Here is a 17,599-nt window from a genome sequence, read left to right as displayed (position 1 = left end):
CCCGGCCTTTTTGTTTCGAGGTGAAACCTGTCCCCGTCTTCAATACATCGTCCGCTTGTAGGCCTCTTCCAAGGCCTCATCGAGCTTGCGCATTTCGGTTTCGTTTGGAGCGCCCGTGGTCTCATCAAGGATCATCTTGACGAGCGACGGCATCTCTCGCCGATCCTGATGCTGGGTAGAATCCCACAAGTGGGAGCGTCGCAGTGCCTTGGCGCAATGGAAGAATACCTCGTCAATCTCCACGACTATGGCCAGGGCAGGGGTCCGGTCGTTCACACGCATTTCGGCCAGCAGGACGGGGTCGGTCACTAAAGTGGCCCGGCCATTGATCCGCAGGGTGTCGTCGAAGCCGGGAACAAGAAAGAGCAGGCCTACGCACGGATTGGCAATGATGTTGCTCAGGCTGTCCAGCCGGTTGTTGCCGGGCCGGTCGGGTATGGCGATTGTATGGCTATCAACGATGGTAACGAAGCCTGGAGGGTCGCCGCGCGGACTGACGTCGGCGCGACCGTCTCGATCCTGGGTGCCGAGGCATAGAAAAGGCGATCGCTTGATGAACGCCCTGGCGTGACGACCGAGCGTGTTCTGGCACTTCTGAAGGGCCAGGTCGTGTGTAGGCGCGAAGAGCGCCCGCAGTGCTGCTTCGCTTCGGATCGTATGCCTGTCTTCAAATGCCTGCGCCATAATTTCCTCCCTCGCCAGCGGTCGCGGCGTGTCAACTGGCTGTTAGCGCGATTGTTATTCTGCCAAATGCCAATGTGATGTACGTACCTCAATTTTATTCTGGCATGGCCGCAATCAGCGCGCAAGAGACGTGGATTGGCGCGGCGGGCGCCCCTGATATGTGCGAGCTGGGCAGAGTTGGAACCTACCGAATCGATGGCGCATAGCGCGGATGCGCCCCCGGCGCTTGCTCAATGCCGAACGGTCTGGCAAAAGGGCCGCATTCGTCGGACTCGGTTTCTCCTCCGAGTGGCTTCTCCGGGCGCCTATCCCCCGGTCACAAGTATCATCGCGCATTTGAGGGGCGTTCCCAACGCGCCTGCGCCCTGGGTCTTGTTCATGTTCAATTTTGAAAACTACCGCGCCGAATGGGTGCGGAATGTGCGGGGAGACTTGCTCTCCGGTCTCGTCGTCGCCCTGGCCCTCGTGCCCGAGGCCATTGCCTTTTCCATAATTGCCGGGGTCGATCCCAAGGTGGGCCTTTATGCTTCGGTGGTGATTGCGATCGTTATTTCTATCTTCGGCGGCCGGCCGGCGATGATTTCGGCCGCCACCGCGGCAACGGCCGTGCTGATGGGGTCGCTGGTGCGCGAGCATGGGCTGGACTACCTGCTGGCCGCAACGATCCTGGCCGGCCTGCTGCAGATCGGCGCGGGATATCTCAAGCTGCACACGGTCATGCGTTTCGTGTCCAGGTCGGTGATGACGGGCTTCGTCAATGCCCTGGCGATCCTCATCTTCATGGCGCAGCTGCCTGAGTTGATCGGCGTGCCGATGATGACCTATCCGATGATCGCCCTCGCCTTGGCGATCATTTATCTATTTCCGCGTCTGACGACCATTATTCCTTCGCCGCTGGTAGCGATCATCGTGGTGGGACTGATTGTCTTCTTCGGCGGCCTGGATGTGCATCTGGTGGGCGATATGGGCGAGCTTCCCACGACCTTGCCCTTTTTCCTGATCCCCAGCGTGCCGCTAACACTGGATATGGTTTGGATCATCCTGCCCTATTCGGTTGGCGTCGCGGCGGTGGGACTGCTGGAATCGCTGATGACGGCGCAGATCATTGACGAGTTCACCGATACGGGCAGCGACAAGCGCCAGGAAAGCATAGGCCAGGGTATTGCCAATATCGCTTCGGGGTTTTTTGGTGGCATGGCGGGCTGTGCCATGATCGGGCAATCGGGGATCAATGTGCGCTCTGGTGGACGCGGACGGCTATCTACCTTCCTCGCTGGTGCCTATCTGTTGGTGCTGCTGGTGGTGCTGGGCGATCTCTTGCGCAACATTCCGATGCCGGCGCTGGTGGCGATCATGATCATGGTCTCGATCGGCACGTTTGACTGGCAGTCGATCCGTAATTTGCGCGAGCATCCGCGTTCGTCGTCACTGGTCATGCTCTCCACAGTGGCCTTTGTGGTTTATACGCACAATCTGGCTATCGGCGTGTTGGTCGGCGTGCTGCTCTCGGGTGTGTTCTTTGCCTGGAAAATTTCGCAGATCTTCGAGGTCCGCAGCGAGTTGAGCGAGGACGGCGAAACGCGCGTCTATCACGTGCAGGGGCAGTTGTTCTTCGCCTCGGCGGAGCAGTTCATGTCCGCCTTCGACTTCGACGAGAAAGTCGCGCGGGTGGTGATCGATCTTACCCACGCTCATATCTGGGATATTTCCAGCGTGGCCAGTATCGACAAGGCCGTGATCAAGTTCCGCTCACTGGGCGCTGAGGTCACGCTTTCGGGCATGAACAAGGCCAGCGCGACCATCGTCGATAATCTTGGCGTGCACCATAAGGCCAATGGGGACCTGCTGGTCGGCCATTAAGAATGTGGGGCCCGGCTCGGTGCCGGGCCTAATCACACTGCGGATTTGCGGGCTGCCAGAAGGTGGCCGCCGGCAAAGGAGGCGTAGATGGCGATGGGCACAATCAGCGTCCCGATGCCGAGCCAGCGGTAAAGCAGAGCGCCAATCGCGGCGCCGCCGAAGAGGCCAAACCAGATGGCCAAATGCTGCAACCATCGCAGTTTAGGCGCAGCCCCCCTTACAGCCAAGGCCAGGTCCTGCCCGGCCGTATAGAGCGTTCCGGTGACAAAAGTGGCGCCCAGCCGGACGGCGCCGCGCATCGGTAGAATGGCGTTCTGGGCGCCGGCGCTGGCAGCCAGAACCAGCATTGCCTGCGTGGCAGGGAATCCGGAAAGCGAGAGGATCAGGGTGAGGGCGACACCGGTCATTACCGCGGCGCTGACTGCAGTCGCCCCCCAGCGCGCGCTGGAGAAAGCGGCTAATGAACCCAGCACACCGCCAATGAAGAATAAGCCGATGAGCGACGCAGTCAGCAAAACTGTCGGCCAGGCGGCGTCAACGAGGGCTGCGCCACCCTGAGTGGTGTTGCCGCTCATGAAGGAGGTGAAATAGCCGCCCAGTTCGATGAAGCCTACAACATCGATCAGGCCGGCAGACGCCGTCAGCACCATACCGAGCACGAGATGGCGAGCAGGGGTCATGGCAACCTAGAGCTTTGCCGCAATATTTTTGGCGAGTGCGGCCAGCTCGGCATCGTCGGCCTTGCCGCCACCATGAGCACCCAGCGCGATGCCCTCATAGACCGGTATGATGTGGAAATGGAGGTGGAACACCGTCTGGCCGGCAGGCGCTTCATTGAACTGGGCTATGCGCAAGCCATCGGCCTTGGTGACCGCCTCGACGGCGCGAGCCACGCGCTGGACCAATGGCATGACGGCGGACAGCGTCGCCGGATCGGCATCGAGCAGATTGCGTGAGGGAGCCTTGGGCAGAACCAGCGTATGACCTTTGGACTGTGGGAAAATGTCCATCATCACCAGCGCAGTATCATCCTCGTAGACCTTGTGACAGGGCAGCTCGCCGGCGAGGATTTTGGCGAAGATGTTGGAGGGGTCATAGGTCATTATGGGCTTCCCGAGGGACTCTGGTTTCTGCGGATTTGGCAAGCGAAGCGACCTCGGGTCAAGCCCGGCCTTGGCCGCGCGGGTGGAATATGCACTTCCCCGGCTGCCGCACAGCGTATTTTGCCAGCACGCGGCGGCGTTATCGCGTCTGGCGTTCGCCCCTGCGGAACGGCGTGAAGTGTTCCAGCAGTTCCTGCTGTTGTTCGATGGCGGGACGCTCGTCTTCGAGATAGTCCGCGACCGCGCGGCGCAGGCCGGGATGGGCTATCCAATGGGCCGAATGGGTAAGAACCGGCTCATATCCACGCGCCAGCTTGTGTTCGCCTTGCGCGCCGGCTTCGACCACAGCCAGCTTGTTGGCGATGGCATAATCGATGGCCTGATAATAGCAGACCTCGAAATGCAGGAAGGGCACGTCGCGGGTGGCACCCCAATTGCGACCATATAGGGCGTCCTTGCCACGGAAATTGATGGCGCCGGCAATGGGTTCGTCGCCATCATAGGCCAACATCAGCACCACGCGATCCGCCATATATTGGCCGAGCAACGAGAAAAACGCGCGATTGAGATAGGGGCGACCCCATTTGCGGGCCCCGGTATCCTCGTAGAAGGCGAAGAAGGCGTCCCAGTGATGCTCCTTGATGTCGCTGCCAGAAAGCCAGTGGACTTTCAGGCCGTCAGCCAGGGCGTCGCGGCGCTCACGGCGAATGGTCTTGCGTTTGCGCGAGGCCAGGGTGTCGAGAAATTGCTCGAAACTATCATAGCCGCGATTGTGCCAGTGAAACTGGGTGTCGGTGCGGCGCAGCCAATCCAGCGATCCGGCCAGCTCGGATTCAGCTTCCGGCAGAAATGTCAGGTGAACGGAGGACGCATCGTGGCGTGCTGCGAGCTGCTGCGCGGTGGAGAGCAGCGCCGCCCGCGTTTCCAAACTGCCGGAGGGCACCAGGAGTTTGGGTGCGGTCGCCGGGGTGAACGGCACCGAACCCTGCAATTTGGGGTAATAGTGTCCGCCGGCGCGTTCCAGTGCATTGGCCCAACCATGGTCGAAGACATATTCGCCCATGGAGTGGGACTTCAGGAAGAGCGGCAGCAGGCCGACAGGTTCGTCCGTGTCGTTGGCCAGGAGAATGTGCTGCGCCTGCCAGCCGGTCTTGCCGGTGGCGCAGCCGGACTCTTCGAGAGCCAGGAAGAAGGCATGATCGAGAAACGGGTTATCCGGCACGCCATCTGTCGAGGGGACGAGTGCGTTCCACACCGCGGTCGGGATCGAGGCCGTGGTGGGGTGGATCGTGGCGGCGAAGCTTGTCTGTTCAGGCAAAGGCAGGACCGGTTGAGTCAGCAGGCCTGATAAACATAGGCGGTGTCGGCCGGCGTTGTAAGGTTCCTGTCGCGCAAGATAACGGAGATGTTCTCGCCATAGCTTGCGCAGACACGGTCGAAATTGCCGCGGTCAGTGTCGGTATATTCGATGTCGAGCACGTAATCTCCAAAACTCTCGATATAGGCGCCGCACTCGTCCCAGACCTGGCAGGATTCGGTGATGGCGAAATCGAATCCGGCTTGGGGGCCTCGCTCTGCGAGGTCGAGACTGTTCTTTTGTGCCACTGCCAGTCCCAGGACATGGGCATGGGCAATGAACGCCCGAGCGAAGGCGAGGTTATCGTCGATGGAAAGTAAGCCGCCGGAACGGGAATAGGTGTCGAGATTGTCTGGCTCGATGGCATCGAAGCCGTTTTTGGCACAATCGTCGATCCAATTTGAAACGATGGCCAGTAGTCCGGCGCGATTTTCGGCTGTGCTGGTGTCGAGCAGATATTCGCCCGGCCAGTTCGGATCTTCCACGGGAATGTCGTCGCGTCTGAGAACCAGTTGCGGATGGTTGGCGAGCCACCAAGTGACATCCTGCGGCTGGGTCTGGAAGGCGTTGATGTAGCAGATATTGTAGAGGCCCGGTGCGGCGGGCGCCTGCCGGTCGCGGCTGACGATCTGCGTGCCCGCCGGTGGCGCATAGGCCCCGCCGAGTTGAGAATCATAGCGTGCACCGGCAGGTGGCAAAGTATAGCCGGCCGCGATGGCCGGCTGTATCAGTACGAGCGCGAGCCAGGGCGACGCCAGGGCGCTTCGCCGCATGAGGCGTTAAACCTCGACAACCGCTTCGATCTCCACAGCCGCACCCAAGGGCAGGGCGGCAACGCCGAAAGCGGCCCGGGCATGCTTGCCCTTATCGCCAAGGACGCCCACCAGCAGATTGGAAGCTCCGTTGGCGACGAGGTGCTGTTCGAAGAAGTCAGGAGTCGAGGCAACCAGAACCGTGAGCTTGACGATCTTCTTGACCTCATGCAGCGGCACGCCCGCCATATGAACGATCTGGGCCAGAATGTTGACGGCGCATAGTTCGGCGGCATTGCCTCCCTGCACCACATTCATCGTGTCGCCAAGCAGCCCTTGCACGACGCCGCTCTCGTTGCTGGAGAGTTGGCCGGAAACATAAAGGAGATTGCCGCTGCGGTTGACGGGCACATAGCTGGCCACGGGCGCCTTGGGGGCGGGAAGCTCATAGCCATATTCGCGGAGCTTTTCGATCGGGTCGGTCATCTGGTCTTGCCTTCGAGGTCGTCTGCTTCTTCTTCGGATGCCGGGCCCGAGCTTGTCTCGGGCCGGTTGGTATAGAGCTTGCCGCGCATGACGGCCGTGCGCCCGAAACGGGTACGGACCTTGTCCATGGCGCGTTCAGCAGCGGCCTTGCGGGCCACCTGCGGCTCAAGCAGGTCCACCGGGTCGGGGCCGCCGGCGCTTTCGAGCCCGGAGACGCCAATGCCGATGAGGCGAAACGGCGTGCCGTCGATCTCTCGCGCCAGCAGATGCATGCCCGTTTCATAGAGCACATTGGCAAGCTGTGTCGGCATCATCAGGTGTCGGGCGCGCGTGCGCAACTTAAATCCGGCGGTCTTGAGCTTGATTGTGACCGTATCTCCCACCAGGCCCTTGGCCTTGAGCCGTTCGGACAGGCGCTCGGAGCATTTCAGAAGTTCGGTGGAGAGCTCATCGGCCGAGGCCAGATCGCGCGAGAAGGTCGTTTCGGAGGAGACGGTTTTCATCTCGCCATCGCTGGACACGCGGCGGGCATCCTGCCCCTGCGCAAGCCGGGCGAGGCGCGCGCCCGATTCGCCGTAGAGCCGCATGAGACGGTTCGGGTCTTCCTGCTGCAGTTGTCCGATTGTGTGATAGCCGTCCTTTTTGAGCGTTTCGCAGAAGACCTTGCCGACACCAAAGATCAGGTTGATGGGCTTGGGCGCGAGGAATTCCCGCGTTTCGGCTGCACCGATGACCGCAAAGCCGCGGGGCTTGTCCAGGTCGGACGCGACCTTGGCGAGGAATTTATTGTGCGACAGGCCAACTGAAATGGTGACGCCGATTTCTTGCTCAATGGTGTGGGCAAAGCGCGCCAGGCTCAGGGCAGGCGGGGCCTTGTGCACCCGCTCAGTGCCAGTCATGTCGAGAAAGGCTTCATCGATGGAGATGGGTTCGACCAGCGGCGTCAGGGCCTCCATATAGGTCCGGATCTGGCGGCTGACCTCGACATATTTGGCCATGTCGGGCTTGATGATGACCGCGTCTGGACAAAGTTCGCGGGCTTTGAACATGGGCATGGCCGAGCGCACGCCGGACTGCCTGGCTATGTAACAGCAGGTCGAGACGACACCACGTTGGCCACCGCCGATGATCAGCGGCTTGTCGCGGAGAGAGGGGTCGTCCCGCTTCTCGACCGAGGCGTAGAAGGCGTCGCAATCGACATGGGCGACGGAGAGTGCAAAGAGTTCATCGTGACTTCTGAGGCGCGGTGAGCCGCAGGACGGGCACCGGCGGGGCGCGGCAATGGCCGCGCCCGAATTCAGGCAATCCCTGCAGAGCCAGGCCATCGCGGTGCTATTCCACTTTGTTCAGGCGATGCCAGATGCGCATGAATTGCTCCGGCGTCGTGCCGGAATTAGCGCATAGGGCGAGCAGAATCGTTTCATTTGCTGCAAAATAGTCGATGAGACCGTGCTGGAGGCGCTGTGTGCCAACGGCGGACCGCAAGGCGTCGGGAGTAAGGCCGGCAAATTGCATGAAGGCCAGGAGCTCTTCCGGATTCTCCGCGAGAAAGCCCAGACAGGCATCGGCGAGGGCGGGCAATTCAGGCGCGGAGCGGTCGGAAACGGGCACGTGGTGGTCTCGTTTGGTGAATTGTTAGAGTTTGAATGCTAGCCCAGAATCCGAGTGAAAGCGAAGCCCGGCCATGCGGCAGGACAGAGTTTTCCGGCCCGGGCGCCAACCGGCGCCCAAGCGAGGTAGAATGCCCAAGACTGTCATGATCGTGGAAGATAACGAGCTCAACATGAAGCTCTTCAACGATCTTCTGGAATCACGTGGTTACGCCGTGATCCAGACGCGCAACGGCATGGAAGCGCTGGACCTGGCGCGTGCGCATATGCCCGACCTGATCCTTATGGATATCCAATTGCCGGAAGTCTCGGGCCTGGTGGTGACCAAATGGCTCAAGGACGATGACCAATTGGCACATATCCCAGTCATTGCCGTGACCGCCTTTGCCATGAAGGGCGATGAGGAGCGGATTCTGCAGGGCGGCTGCGAGGGTTATATTTCCAAACCCATTTCGGTGTCTCACTTTCTGGAAACCATTGCCCACTACATTGGACCGGCCTGAGCGGCGGTTCACCAGGGCTGCGGATCGGGTAGGGGCTCGACGCCGGCGGGAAACCGTCCGGTGGGCCGATGGATTCCGGGGTAGTAGCAGTGACGGCGCGCGTTCTGATCGTTGACGACATTCCAACAAATGTTCGCCTGCTCGAGGCGCGCCTGTCGGCGGAATATTATGAGGTGCTGACGGCCAGCTCCGGTGCGCAGGCCCTGGCCATTTGCGAAAGCGAGGACATCGATATCGTCCTGCTCGACGTGATGATGCCGGAAATGGACGGGTTCGAGGTGTGCCGGCGCCTCAAGGCCAATCCCAAGACGCATCATTTGCCGGTGTTGATGATCACAGCGCTCGACCAGACATCGGATCGTGTGCAAGGGCTGGAAGCGGGCGCCGACGACTTTCTGTCCAAGCCGGTGGACGATACCCAGCTTATGGCCCGGGTCAAAAGTCTTGTGCGGCTCAAGTCTCTTACCGATGAACTGCGCGCCCGGGCACTGACCGGGCAGCAAATTGCCATCGAAGATGCGCTTCGGGCGATGGACAGCATTTCGGCCAGCGGTGGTTCGGTCCTGATTATCGATACGGATCGGCGGCATGCCGAGCGCATCCAGGGCTATCTGGCCGACCACCGCGTCGACATTCTGACCGAGCCCGCCGACGCTGTCTTTCAGGTGGCGGGCGCCGGTTATGAACTGGCGTTGATCAGCATGAGCCTGGACGATTTCGATCCATTGCGTGTCAGCTCCCAAATTCGCACCGTGGAGCATTCCCGAAATCTGCCGATCATCCTGATGGCGGACGCGGCCGACAAGCCGCGTGTCGTGCGGGCGCTTGATCTGGGCATCAATGACTATATCAGCCGGCCGGTGGAGCGCAACGAGTTGCAGGCGCGGGTGCGGACGCAGATCCGGCGCCATCGTTACGCGATGGAATTGCGCGAGAGCGTCAACAATACCATGGCCCTGGCGGTGACCGATGAGCTGACAGGGCTCTACAATCGGCGCTATTTCGACAGGCATCTCAATGTGATGTTGGGGAAGGCGCAGGAGCAGGAGCGCGATATGGCGCTGATGATCCTGGATATCGATCATTTCAAGGCCGTGAACGACAATCACGGTCATGACGTAGGCGACGCTGTGCTGCGGGAGTTTGCGGCGCGCCTCAAGCGCAATATTCGCGGCGTGGACCTGGCTTGCCGTTTTGGTGGCGAGGAGTTTGTGGTGCTGATGCCCGATACCGATACTGGGCAGGCCGAGGCTGTGGCCGAACGGGTGCGGCAGGCCATGGCAGAGAAACAGTTCGAAGTGGGACCGGCGCGGCCGCTATCGGTTACTGTTTCGGTCGGCGTGGCCCTTAATGAAAGCCGGGTCGATACGCCGGAAAGCCTGATCAAGCGTGCAGATGTGGCGCTCTACAGGGCCAAGCGTGGTGGCCGCAATCGGGTGATTTTCGACGCGGCGTGATGCCTTTTGCTGTCGCGGCGTTTTCGGCGAAAAGCCGGTGCCCACGTTTCCGCACACCGCCTAATCGCTAAAATCCGGGCTATTAGGGTTATTTGTTATAATTAACAAATGGTTGCCAGGGTGGCGGTGCTAGATTCGCTTGGCGTTTTTGCAGGTAGGGACTAGGTTCCTCCTTAGGCGGCCTTGGGAAATATCCCAAGCCCCATTGGCTCCCTACGGCCCATCTCAGGTCCGCCGCAACTCCTGAGTTCCGTAGGGCGGTTGGTCCGGACGCGGACAGAGTGGCCTCTTCGACATGCCGCTCCGGACCAGCCACTCTTTCTCCGCGAGAAACAAGTTTGCCTCATTCACCTCCAGACGCGGTGATCCCATCGCTTATGCGGGGCATGGCTTTCCATGAAGGAACGGGCGCAAGAGCGGCTTGCGACGCAAAACAAAACCCCCGCAAGCAGTTGCGGGGGTTTGTTCAATTCGCAGGTGAAGCCAGATTACTTGATCTTGGCTTCCTTGAATTCAACATGCTTGCGCACGACCGGGTCGTACTTCTTGAACGCCAGCTTTTCGGTCTGAGTGCGGGCATTCTTCTTGGTCACGTAGAAAAAGCCGGTGTCGGCCGTCGAGACGAGCTTGATCTTGATGGTGGCGGCCTTGGCCATTTGGTACGTCCTTCACAAAGCGAAAGGCGCTGCAGCGGGGCAGCGCCGGAATTTGCGCGCAACCTACGGATTTGCGCCCAGATGTCAAGTCGATAACAACAGAACTCCAGCGGCCCAGGGGTCTCGGTTCGGTATGTTATCTGTTTGCGTTCAATCACGCTGTCCCGTGCCGAAGCCGTACATGCGATTGGCCCATTGCAGTCCGACAATGGCACCCTTGATCGAGGGCAGCAGGGCCAGCGGCAGCACGATGGCCAGAGGCACCATGGTCACCACATAGGTGAGGGGCTGGACGTGATAGGTCATGTCCAGGTGCAGCATCAGGAAGATGATGATGTGACCGACGATGGTGATGGCTATGTAGGGAGGGAAGTCGTCAGCCCGATGGTGGCTGAGTTCCTCACCGCAGGCCTCACAATGATCCACCGTCTTCAAATAGGCGCGGAACATCTTGCCCTGGCCGCAGTGCGGGCAACGGCAGAGCGTGCCTCGCCACATGGCTTGGCCCACATTGCGTTCATCAAGAGTCCGGGTTTGATCGGTCATCACTTATCTCTTTCTCCGGCCCGAACCTTTTGAAGTCCGGGGGCCGAAGCTCCTAGATGGGCCCTTTCGGAGGCGCTTGCCAGATGGCGGATTGCCGCGCTTGCCTTCTGACAGGAGCCCGAACCGCAAGGCGCCCGCGACCGGGGCCGCCTCGAGCAGACGTACTTCCACCCGGTCGCCAAGGGTAAAGGTTTCGCCAGTACGTTCGCCAATCATGGCCTGCCGTTCTTCGACGAAGCGATAATAGTCCTGCCCCAGCGTCGAGGCCGGGATAAAGCCATCGGCACCGGTTTCGAGCAGACGAATGAATAGACCGGAGCGGGTTATGCCCGATACCCGGCCCATGAAGCGCGCGCCAATGCGCTCGGCCAGGAACTGAGCAAGGAGGCGGTCGGAGGTTTCTCGTTCGGCGAGCATGGCGCGACGCTCGGTCGCTGAAATGTGCTGGGCAATGCCGGGAAGCTTTGCGGCTTCAGAATCGCTCAGGCCATCGTCGCCAAGGCCCAGCGCCCGAACCAATGCCCGATGCACGATGAGGTCGGCATAGCGGCGGATGGGGGAGGTGAAATGGGCGTAGCGGTCGAGATTGAGACCGAAATGGCCGTAATTTTCGGCTGCATATTCAGCCTGCGCCTGGGAGCGCAGCACCATTTCGCTGACCTGCTCGATGTTATTGGCCTTGCGGGCCTGCGCCAGAATGCCGTTGAAATCGGAGGCGCGGACGCTGTCGGATTTCTTGACGGCAATATCGAGCGAACCAAGGAAATCGCGCAGAGCCTGGAGTTTTTCCGAACTCGGCTCGTCATGGACGCGGTAGAGCAGTTCGCTGCGTTTTTGTTCGAGCGTTTCGGCCGCTGCGACATTGGCGGCAATCATCATTTCCTCGATGAGGCGATGGGCTTCGAGGCGTTCGGGCACATGGATGTCGCGCACCATGCCCTTTTCGTCGAGTAGGATCTTGCGCTCCGGCAGGTCGAGATCCAGGGGACCACGCTGGTCGCGCGCCTTGGTCATGGCCTCATAGGCGTCCCAGAGCGGCCGCAGGATCGCGTCGAGCAGGGGCCCGGTCTGGTCGTCCGGATTGCCGTCAATGGCGGCCTGGGCCTGCTGGTAGGACAATTTGGCCGCCGAGCGCATAAGGATGCGGTGGAAGCTGTGGCTCTTCTTGCGGCCGTCGGCCCCAAGCACCATGCGTACGGCGAGAGCCGCGCGCGGCACGCCTTCTTTCAATGAGCACAATTCGTTGGAAATGCGCTCGGGCAGCATGGGGACGACGCGGTCGGGGAAATAGACCGAATTGCCACGCAAATAGGCTTCGCGGTCGAGTGCCGTGCCGGGACGCACATAGGCGGCAACGTCGGCAATAGCGACGGTGACAATGTAGCCACCCTGGTTTTTTTCGTCGTCATCGGGCGCGGCATGGACCGCGTCGTCATGGTCCTTGGCGTCGGCTGGGTCAATGGTGATCAGCGGCAGGTCACGCCAGTCCTCGCGGCCCTTGAGCGTTGCTTCCTTAGCCTCTTCGGCCTCGCGGATAACGCTTTGCGGGAAGACATGCGGGATTTCGAGATTGTGGATAGCAATCAGCGAGACGGCGCCTTCCGAATTTGGATTGCCGACCACCTTGGTGACGCGGGCCCGGGGGATCATCAGGCGACCCGAAAACTTCACCTCAACCTCGACCAGGTCGCCGTCACCGGCACCGCCGAGATCACCCATGGCGATGCGCATTTCCTTCTGCTTGCGATCGACCGGGATGAGGCGGGCACCCTCTTCGTCCATGCGAACGATGCCGATATGGGCGCGACGTGGCTTGTCGAGCACTTTCATCGGCTTGGCGGTGTAGTCGGGCACGGCGTCCTCGCCGGCATCGATACGGGCCAGGATGCGGTCACCCGGGGCTGGAACGACGCGGGAGCGGCTGTCGACCAGAACGCGAACGCGGGGCATCTCGCCTTCTTCCGGATTCCATTGGGCCGGGAAAGCGTGGAGGTCTTCCGGGTCGGCGTCGCCGGGAATATCGAGCACGGTCACATGGGGCAGGGCGGCTGTGCGGCGGAGCGCCTTGCGGGTGCGCGTGATGACGCCTTCGCCCTCGAGCTCGGCCAGCATGGCCTTGAAGGGCCGCCGGAGATCGCCGCGAATGCCGAAGACCTTGGCCAGATCGCGCTTGCCCTTGATGTTGTCTTCCTGCGCCAGCGCCTCGAGCAATTGTTCGCGCGAGGGCAGGCGTTCCGCCACAGGCAGGCGCGGGCGCTTGGGGCCGGATGTGTTTTTTGGTTTTGGGGATTTGGCCATGAATTGGGTGTTCTTGAAAACTGCCCTCTATGTAGGGGATCGGCGGGGCTTTGCCAAACGCGCGTCGACATGTGGCAGTGCGCAATTGGGTTCACCCCCTTGTGATATTGGCTGCCAAGAGGCTAGACCTTGGCGGAACGCTACGAGGAGGGGGTAGTTTCATGCCCGCCGAAATACTGTCGCTGATCCTGGCCCTGGTGCTTGGTTATCTCTCGGGATCCGTTCCTTTTGGCCTGATCCTGACCAGGGCGGCCGGGATGGGCGATATTCGCGCCATCGGGTCGGGCAATATCGGGGCAACAAATGTCCTGCGGACCGGCAACAGGCAAATTGCTGCGGCCACATTGGTACTCGACGCGCTCAAGGCGGTCGCGCCCATTCTGGTCGCACGCTATTTCTGGGGCGAGGACGCGGCGCGGGTCGCAGCTTTGGGCGCTTTTCTAGGTCATTGTTTTCCGGCCTGGCTCGGTTTCAAGGGCGGCAAGGGCGTGGCCGTGATGATCGGGTCGCTGCTGGCATTGTCCTGGCCCGCGGGCCTGATTTTCTGCGCCGTTTGGCTGTTGATCGCCTTTACACGCAAGGTTTCGTCGCTGGCGGCGCTGACCGCCGCGGCGACTGCCCCCATCTTCGCCTATGTCTTTACTGGAGAACGCCTCGCCTTGGTGGTTTGCGGCTTGGCGCTGTTGCTGTTTTTCCAGCATCGGGAAAATATCGGCCGGCTGCTTAAAGGAACCGAGCCGACCATTGGCAGCGACAAGAAGGTAGGCTGATGCAGGCGGGGCGGGTGACCAGAGAACTGACGCCCGCCCAACGCATCGCCTGGCTGCGGCTGATCCGAACGGACAATGTCGGGCCGGTCACATTCCGGCAATTGTTGAACAGGTTCGGATCGGCCGAAGCGGCGCTCGAGGCCCTGCCAGCGCTTGGTCTCAAGGCCGGTCGCCCCATGCAACCGATAAGCCAGGCGCGCGCCGAGGACGAGGTTGCCGGATTGGTCCGCTATGGCGCCCGGCTGGTGGCGCAGGGCGAGCCGGACTATCCGGCGCATCTGCACCATATTTCAGGTGCCCCGCCGCTTATAACGATGGCCGGCGGTGAGCGGCTGGACTGGCAGCGCACGGTAGGCATTGTGGGCGCGCGCAATGCGTCGAGCGCTGGGATCAAGATGACGCATATGCTGGCCGCCGATTTGGGCGCGGCGGGCTATAGCATTGTTTCAGGGCTGGCGCGGGGTATCGACACCGCAGCGCATCGCGCGAGCCTCAAAACGGGAACGATTGCAGTCCTGGCTGGCGGGTTCGACCGTATTTATCCCGATGAAAACATTCCGTTGGCCCATGACATTCTCGACAATGGCGGAGCGCTGCTGACGGAAATGCCGCTCGGATGGGAGCCGCGTGCGCGCGATTTTCCGAGACGAAACCGGCTGGTATCCGGTTTGTCGTTGGGTATCGTGGTCGTGGAGGCGGCCAAAAGATCCGGCTCTTTGATTACGGCGCGGCTGGCCCTCGAACAGAACCGGGATGTGTTCGCGGTGCCCGGATCGCCGCTCGATCCGCGCGCCGAAGGTGGCAATTTGCTGATTCAACAAGGTGCGCGACTGGTGACCGGTGCCGCCGACATCATAGAGGTTGTCAGCAGCTCAGATCCCGCACGACATGCACTATTCGATCCGGAATGGCAGCCGGAAGACGCCGATATTGCAATGAGCGAGCCGGCGGCTGACGACAAGACACGTCTGCTTGACGCTCTCAGCGCGACACCGGTGGAGGTCGATGCGCTGATTGCCCAGACCGGTATCGTGCCGCATGCCATGCAGATATTGCTGCTCGAGCTCGATATCGGCGGGCAAATCGAGTGGTCCAGCGGCCAGTTGGTGGCACTCCGATATAGCGGCTAGGACGCGCCCGACGAGAACGGCGCATGTTGTCGCTATCGTCAGAGAAAGATCGGTTCTTCGTGCAGTGCGATGCCGAAACGGTTCAAGACCGTGTCTTTGACGTGGTCGGCCAGGGCCGCCACATCGGCCTGTTCCGCGCCGCCATGATTGACCACGACCAGGGCGTGCCGTTCGGAAATGCCGACAGGTCCCATGCGGAATCCCTTGAGCCCGGATTGTTCAATCAGCCAGCCGGCAGATAGTTTCGTCCGGTCATTGGCCTGCGGGTAGTTGGGCGCAGCGGGGAACTCGGCCAGTATGGGTGCCGCCGCCTCATGCGGGACGATCGGGTTCTGGAAGAATGAGCCGGCATTGGGCGTCAGGCGCCAGTCTGGCAGCTTGCTGGTGCGCAGCGCTATGACCCGATCCATGACCGTGCGGGGCGACAAATCGGCGGCATCGGCAAGCTCGGAGAGGCCCGCAAAGCCCAGATTGGGCTGCCAGGCTTTGGGCAGGGCCAGCCGAACCGTCAGGACGACGTAGCGGTCCGGCTGCTGCTTGAAGACACTATCGCGATAGGCAAAGGCGCAGGCGGTGCGGTCAAAGGTGACGATGCTGCCGGATTGACGGTCAAAGGCCGTCAGCGTGTGGAATACATCGGCGAGTTCGGCGCCATAGGCGCCGATATTCTGTACCGGGGCGGCGCCCACCGTACCGGGAATAAGAGCAAGGTTCTCAATGCCGCCTGAGCCCTGTTCGATTGTCCAGACAACAAGATCATGCCAGGTTTCGCCCGAAGCGACTTCAATCAATGTGTGATCGGCCGTCTCGCCGGCGATCTTTCTGCCGAAGGTCGCGAGCAATGCCGTGATACCGTCAAAATTCGGCGCCAGCACCACATTGCTGCCGCCGCCGAGAATGCGGACTGGCAGACCTTGCGCCGTAGCGTGTTCGAACAACTCGGGCAGCAAATCGGGACCATCGACCAGCAAGCCGAAGCGAGACCGGGCACGCAATGCCAGGGTGTTGCGGGCGGACAGGTCGAAATCGGGAATCAGTCGGTCGGCAAGATTGGTCATTTGCCCCATAAACACCATTGTTGCCGCCGGCAGAGCAAGAGCGAATGCTGCCCAGACTGTGCAGGGCAGCATTCGGGTTGGTCAGCGGCCGCCTTCCATCTTGCGGTTGCGCTGGTTTATGCCGCCGGTCCCATAGGGGTAGTCGGGCATGTCGGACTTGCTGACGCTGTCGAGTTGGGCGCGTTCGTCATCGGTGAGGACGAGATCGGCCGCGCCGAGGTTATCCTTGAGCTGATCGCACGTCCGGACACCAAGGATGACCGAGGTGACAGCGGGCTTCGCTGCCAGCCAGGCCAAGGCGACCTGGGCCATGCTGGCATTGCGTGCCTTGGCGATGTCCTCGACGGCGCCGATAATGTCCCAAGTGCGCTGTTGCGCATTGCGCGCCTCATAGGCTTCCATCCCGCGCTTGGGATTTTCGCCGAGACGGCTCACACCGGTGGGCATTTGATCGCGCTTGTATTTTCCGGAGAGCCAGCCGCCACCAAGAGGAGACCAGGGCAGCAAGCCCATATTGGCGTCCTGACAAGCAGGCACGATCTCGTGCTCGATATCGCGCACCAGCAGATTATATTGCGGCTGCATGGTCACCGGCGCGGCCAAGCCGTTGGACTTTGCCAGCCAGACCGCCTTGGTGATCTGCCAGCCCAGATAGTTGGAAAAACCATAATAGGCGATTTTGCCGGAGCGGATCGCGTCGTCGAGGAAACGCAATGTTTCTTCCAGAGGCGTCAGGGCGTCCCAGGCATGCATCTGATAAAGATCGATCTGCTCCACGCCCAGCCGCTTGAGCGAATTGTCGAGTGCAATGCCGAGATGCTTGCGCGAGAGGCCCAGATCATTCGGCCCCTGTCCCATGGGAAACCGGCCCTTGGTGGCGATGACCAGTTTTTCGGCCATGCCAGGATGAGCCTTGAGCCAGCGGCCGATGATCTCCTCGGAGATGCCGGTCGAATAAACATCGGCCGTGTCGACAAAGTTGCCGCCGGCGGCCACGTAGTCGTCCAGCATGGCATGCGAAGTCGCCTCATCGGACTCCGCGCCAAACGTCATCGTGCCAAGGCAAAGGTTTGTAACAATAGTCCCGGAATTGCCGAGCTTGCGATAATCCATCGTAAAAGCCTCCTCTTTGCTCCCGAAGCAGAGTGAGGGCACGCCTCTTCATGCAGGCGGTCCAGTCTTAATGTATCGAATTGGGAGCACGGGCGCAGAATGCGCCACCACCACTTTCACATGTATGGAAGTGGCCGCGCAAGCCCTTGCTCGGCCCTTGCGGCGCAGCCAGGGAATACCGCACGCGTGATGTGCAGCAGAGGCCAGCGGCGCGCG

General features: G+C 61.0%; 18 protein-coding genes and 1 other annotated feature. Of the genes, 5 read left to right on the top strand and 13 right to left on the bottom strand.

Going from position 1 to position 17,599, the window contains the following annotated elements:
* Window positions 1-39: 39 nt before the first annotated feature.
* Window positions 40-684, bottom strand: a complete 645-nt coding sequence (locus V8Z65_RS08570) for a pyridoxamine 5'-phosphate oxidase family protein (RefSeq protein ID WP_338723793.1) — start codon at window positions 682-684, stop codon at window positions 40-42.
* Between the two features lie 265 nt (window positions 685-949).
* Window positions 950-1,006: a sequence feature (sul1 is cis-regulatory element that is thought to sense ions involved in sulfur or methionine metabolism; They are found in Alphaproteobacteria), on the top strand.
* Between the two features lie 56 nt (window positions 1,007-1,062).
* Here V8Z65_RS08570 and V8Z65_RS08565 point away from each other — a divergent pair.
* On the top strand, window positions 1,063-2,544 hold the full coding sequence (locus V8Z65_RS08565; protein WP_338723791.1) for a SulP family inorganic anion transporter: 1,482 nt from the start codon (window positions 1,063-1,065) through the stop codon (window positions 2,542-2,544).
* A 32-nt stretch (window positions 2,545-2,576) separates the two neighbouring features.
* Here the strand turns inward: V8Z65_RS08565 and V8Z65_RS08560 are convergent, their stop codons facing one another.
* From V8Z65_RS08560 to V8Z65_RS08530, 7 genes are all read right to left on the bottom strand, one after another.
* A complete protein-coding gene (locus tag V8Z65_RS08560) occupies window positions 2,577-3,224 on the bottom strand; it encodes a YoaK family protein (protein ID WP_338723790.1) in 648 nt (215 codons plus the stop codon).
* A gap of 6 nt (window positions 3,225-3,230) precedes the next feature.
* Entirely contained in the window at window positions 3,231-3,650 is a 420-nt protein-coding gene (locus V8Z65_RS08555) for an HIT family protein (RefSeq protein ID WP_338723990.1), read from the bottom strand.
* A gap of 136 nt (window positions 3,651-3,786) precedes the next feature.
* On the bottom strand, window positions 3,787-4,965 hold the full coding sequence (locus V8Z65_RS08550; protein ID WP_338723789.1) for a GNAT family N-acetyltransferase: 1,179 nt from the start codon (window positions 4,963-4,965) through the stop codon (window positions 3,787-3,789).
* A 17-nt stretch (window positions 4,966-4,982) separates the two neighbouring features.
* Entirely contained in the window at window positions 4,983-5,777 is a 795-nt protein-coding gene (locus tag V8Z65_RS08545; protein ID WP_338723788.1) for an endo alpha-1,4 polygalactosaminidase, read from the bottom strand.
* Window positions 5,778-5,783: 6 nt separating this feature from the next.
* Window positions 5,784-6,242, bottom strand: a complete 459-nt coding sequence (locus V8Z65_RS08540; RefSeq protein WP_338723787.1) for a RidA family protein — start codon at window positions 6,240-6,242, stop codon at window positions 5,784-5,786.
* A complete protein-coding gene (locus V8Z65_RS08535; RefSeq protein WP_338723785.1) occupies window positions 6,239-7,567 on the bottom strand; it encodes a DNA polymerase IV in 1,329 nt (442 codons plus the stop codon). Before V8Z65_RS08535 ends, V8Z65_RS08540 begins: the two co-directional genes overlap by 4 nt.
* Window positions 7,568-7,574: 7 nt before the next feature.
* Window positions 7,575-7,853, bottom strand: a complete 279-nt coding sequence (locus V8Z65_RS08530) for a DUF3572 family protein (protein WP_338723784.1) — start codon at window positions 7,851-7,853, stop codon at window positions 7,575-7,577.
* A gap of 130 nt (window positions 7,854-7,983) precedes the next feature.
* Between V8Z65_RS08530 and V8Z65_RS08525 the strand changes: the two genes are divergently transcribed.
* Window positions 7,984-8,355 (top strand): response regulator, encoded by a 372-nt coding sequence (locus V8Z65_RS08525; protein WP_338723783.1) that lies wholly within the window; start codon window positions 7,984-7,986, stop codon window positions 8,353-8,355.
* An 89-nt stretch (window positions 8,356-8,444) separates the two neighbouring features.
* Window positions 8,445-9,812 (top strand): PleD family two-component system response regulator, encoded by a 1,368-nt coding sequence (locus V8Z65_RS08520; RefSeq protein ID WP_338723782.1) that lies wholly within the window; start codon window positions 8,445-8,447, stop codon window positions 9,810-9,812.
* Between the two features lie 488 nt (window positions 9,813-10,300).
* Here V8Z65_RS08520 and rpmG read toward each other — a convergent pair whose 3' ends face one another.
* The 3 genes from rpmG to rnr form a co-directional block, all read right to left on the bottom strand.
* Complete coding sequence (rpmG, locus tag V8Z65_RS08515) at window positions 10,301-10,468, bottom strand: 50S ribosomal protein L33 (protein ID WP_046104197.1); 168 nt, start codon at window positions 10,466-10,468, stop codon at window positions 10,301-10,303.
* 150 nt (window positions 10,469-10,618) lie between these two features.
* The gene (locus tag V8Z65_RS08510) at window positions 10,619-11,014 is read right to left on the bottom strand and encodes a DUF983 domain-containing protein (RefSeq protein WP_338723780.1); all 396 of its coding nucleotides are present in this window, start codon (window positions 11,012-11,014) and stop codon (window positions 10,619-10,621) included.
* A 3-nt stretch (window positions 11,015-11,017) separates the two neighbouring features.
* On the bottom strand, window positions 11,018-13,312 hold the full coding sequence (rnr, locus tag V8Z65_RS08505) for a ribonuclease R (RefSeq protein WP_338723779.1): 2,295 nt from the start codon (window positions 13,310-13,312) through the stop codon (window positions 11,018-11,020).
* Between the two features lie 161 nt (window positions 13,313-13,473).
* Here rnr and plsY point away from each other — a divergent pair, with 161 nt between their 5' ends.
* Complete coding sequence (gene plsY, locus V8Z65_RS08500) at window positions 13,474-14,082, top strand: glycerol-3-phosphate 1-O-acyltransferase PlsY (protein ID WP_338723778.1); 609 nt, start codon at window positions 13,474-13,476, stop codon at window positions 14,080-14,082.
* 14 nt (window positions 14,083-14,096) lie between these two features.
* On the top strand, window positions 14,097-15,212 hold the full coding sequence (dprA, locus tag V8Z65_RS08495) for a DNA-processing protein DprA (RefSeq protein ID WP_338723777.1): 1,116 nt from the start codon (window positions 14,097-14,099) through the stop codon (window positions 15,210-15,212).
* Between the two features lie 38 nt (window positions 15,213-15,250).
* On the opposite strand, the gene murB is transcribed toward dprA, so the two are convergent.
* Together murB and V8Z65_RS08485 are read right to left on the bottom strand one after the other, a co-directional pair.
* On the bottom strand, window positions 15,251-16,270 hold the full coding sequence (gene murB / locus V8Z65_RS08490) for a UDP-N-acetylmuramate dehydrogenase (RefSeq protein ID WP_338723776.1): 1,020 nt from the start codon (window positions 16,268-16,270) through the stop codon (window positions 15,251-15,253).
* 81 nt (window positions 16,271-16,351) lie between these two features.
* The gene (locus V8Z65_RS08485) at window positions 16,352-17,383 is read right to left on the bottom strand and encodes an aldo/keto reductase (RefSeq protein ID WP_338723775.1); all 1,032 of its coding nucleotides are present in this window, start codon (window positions 17,381-17,383) and stop codon (window positions 16,352-16,354) included.
* Window positions 17,384-17,599: the final 216 nt, after the last annotated feature.

This window comes from Devosia sp. XK-2 (assembly GCF_037113415.1).
Taxonomy (GTDB): Bacteria; Pseudomonadota; Alphaproteobacteria; order Rhizobiales; family Devosiaceae; genus Devosia.
This window is presented reverse-complemented; position numbering and strand designations above follow the sequence as displayed.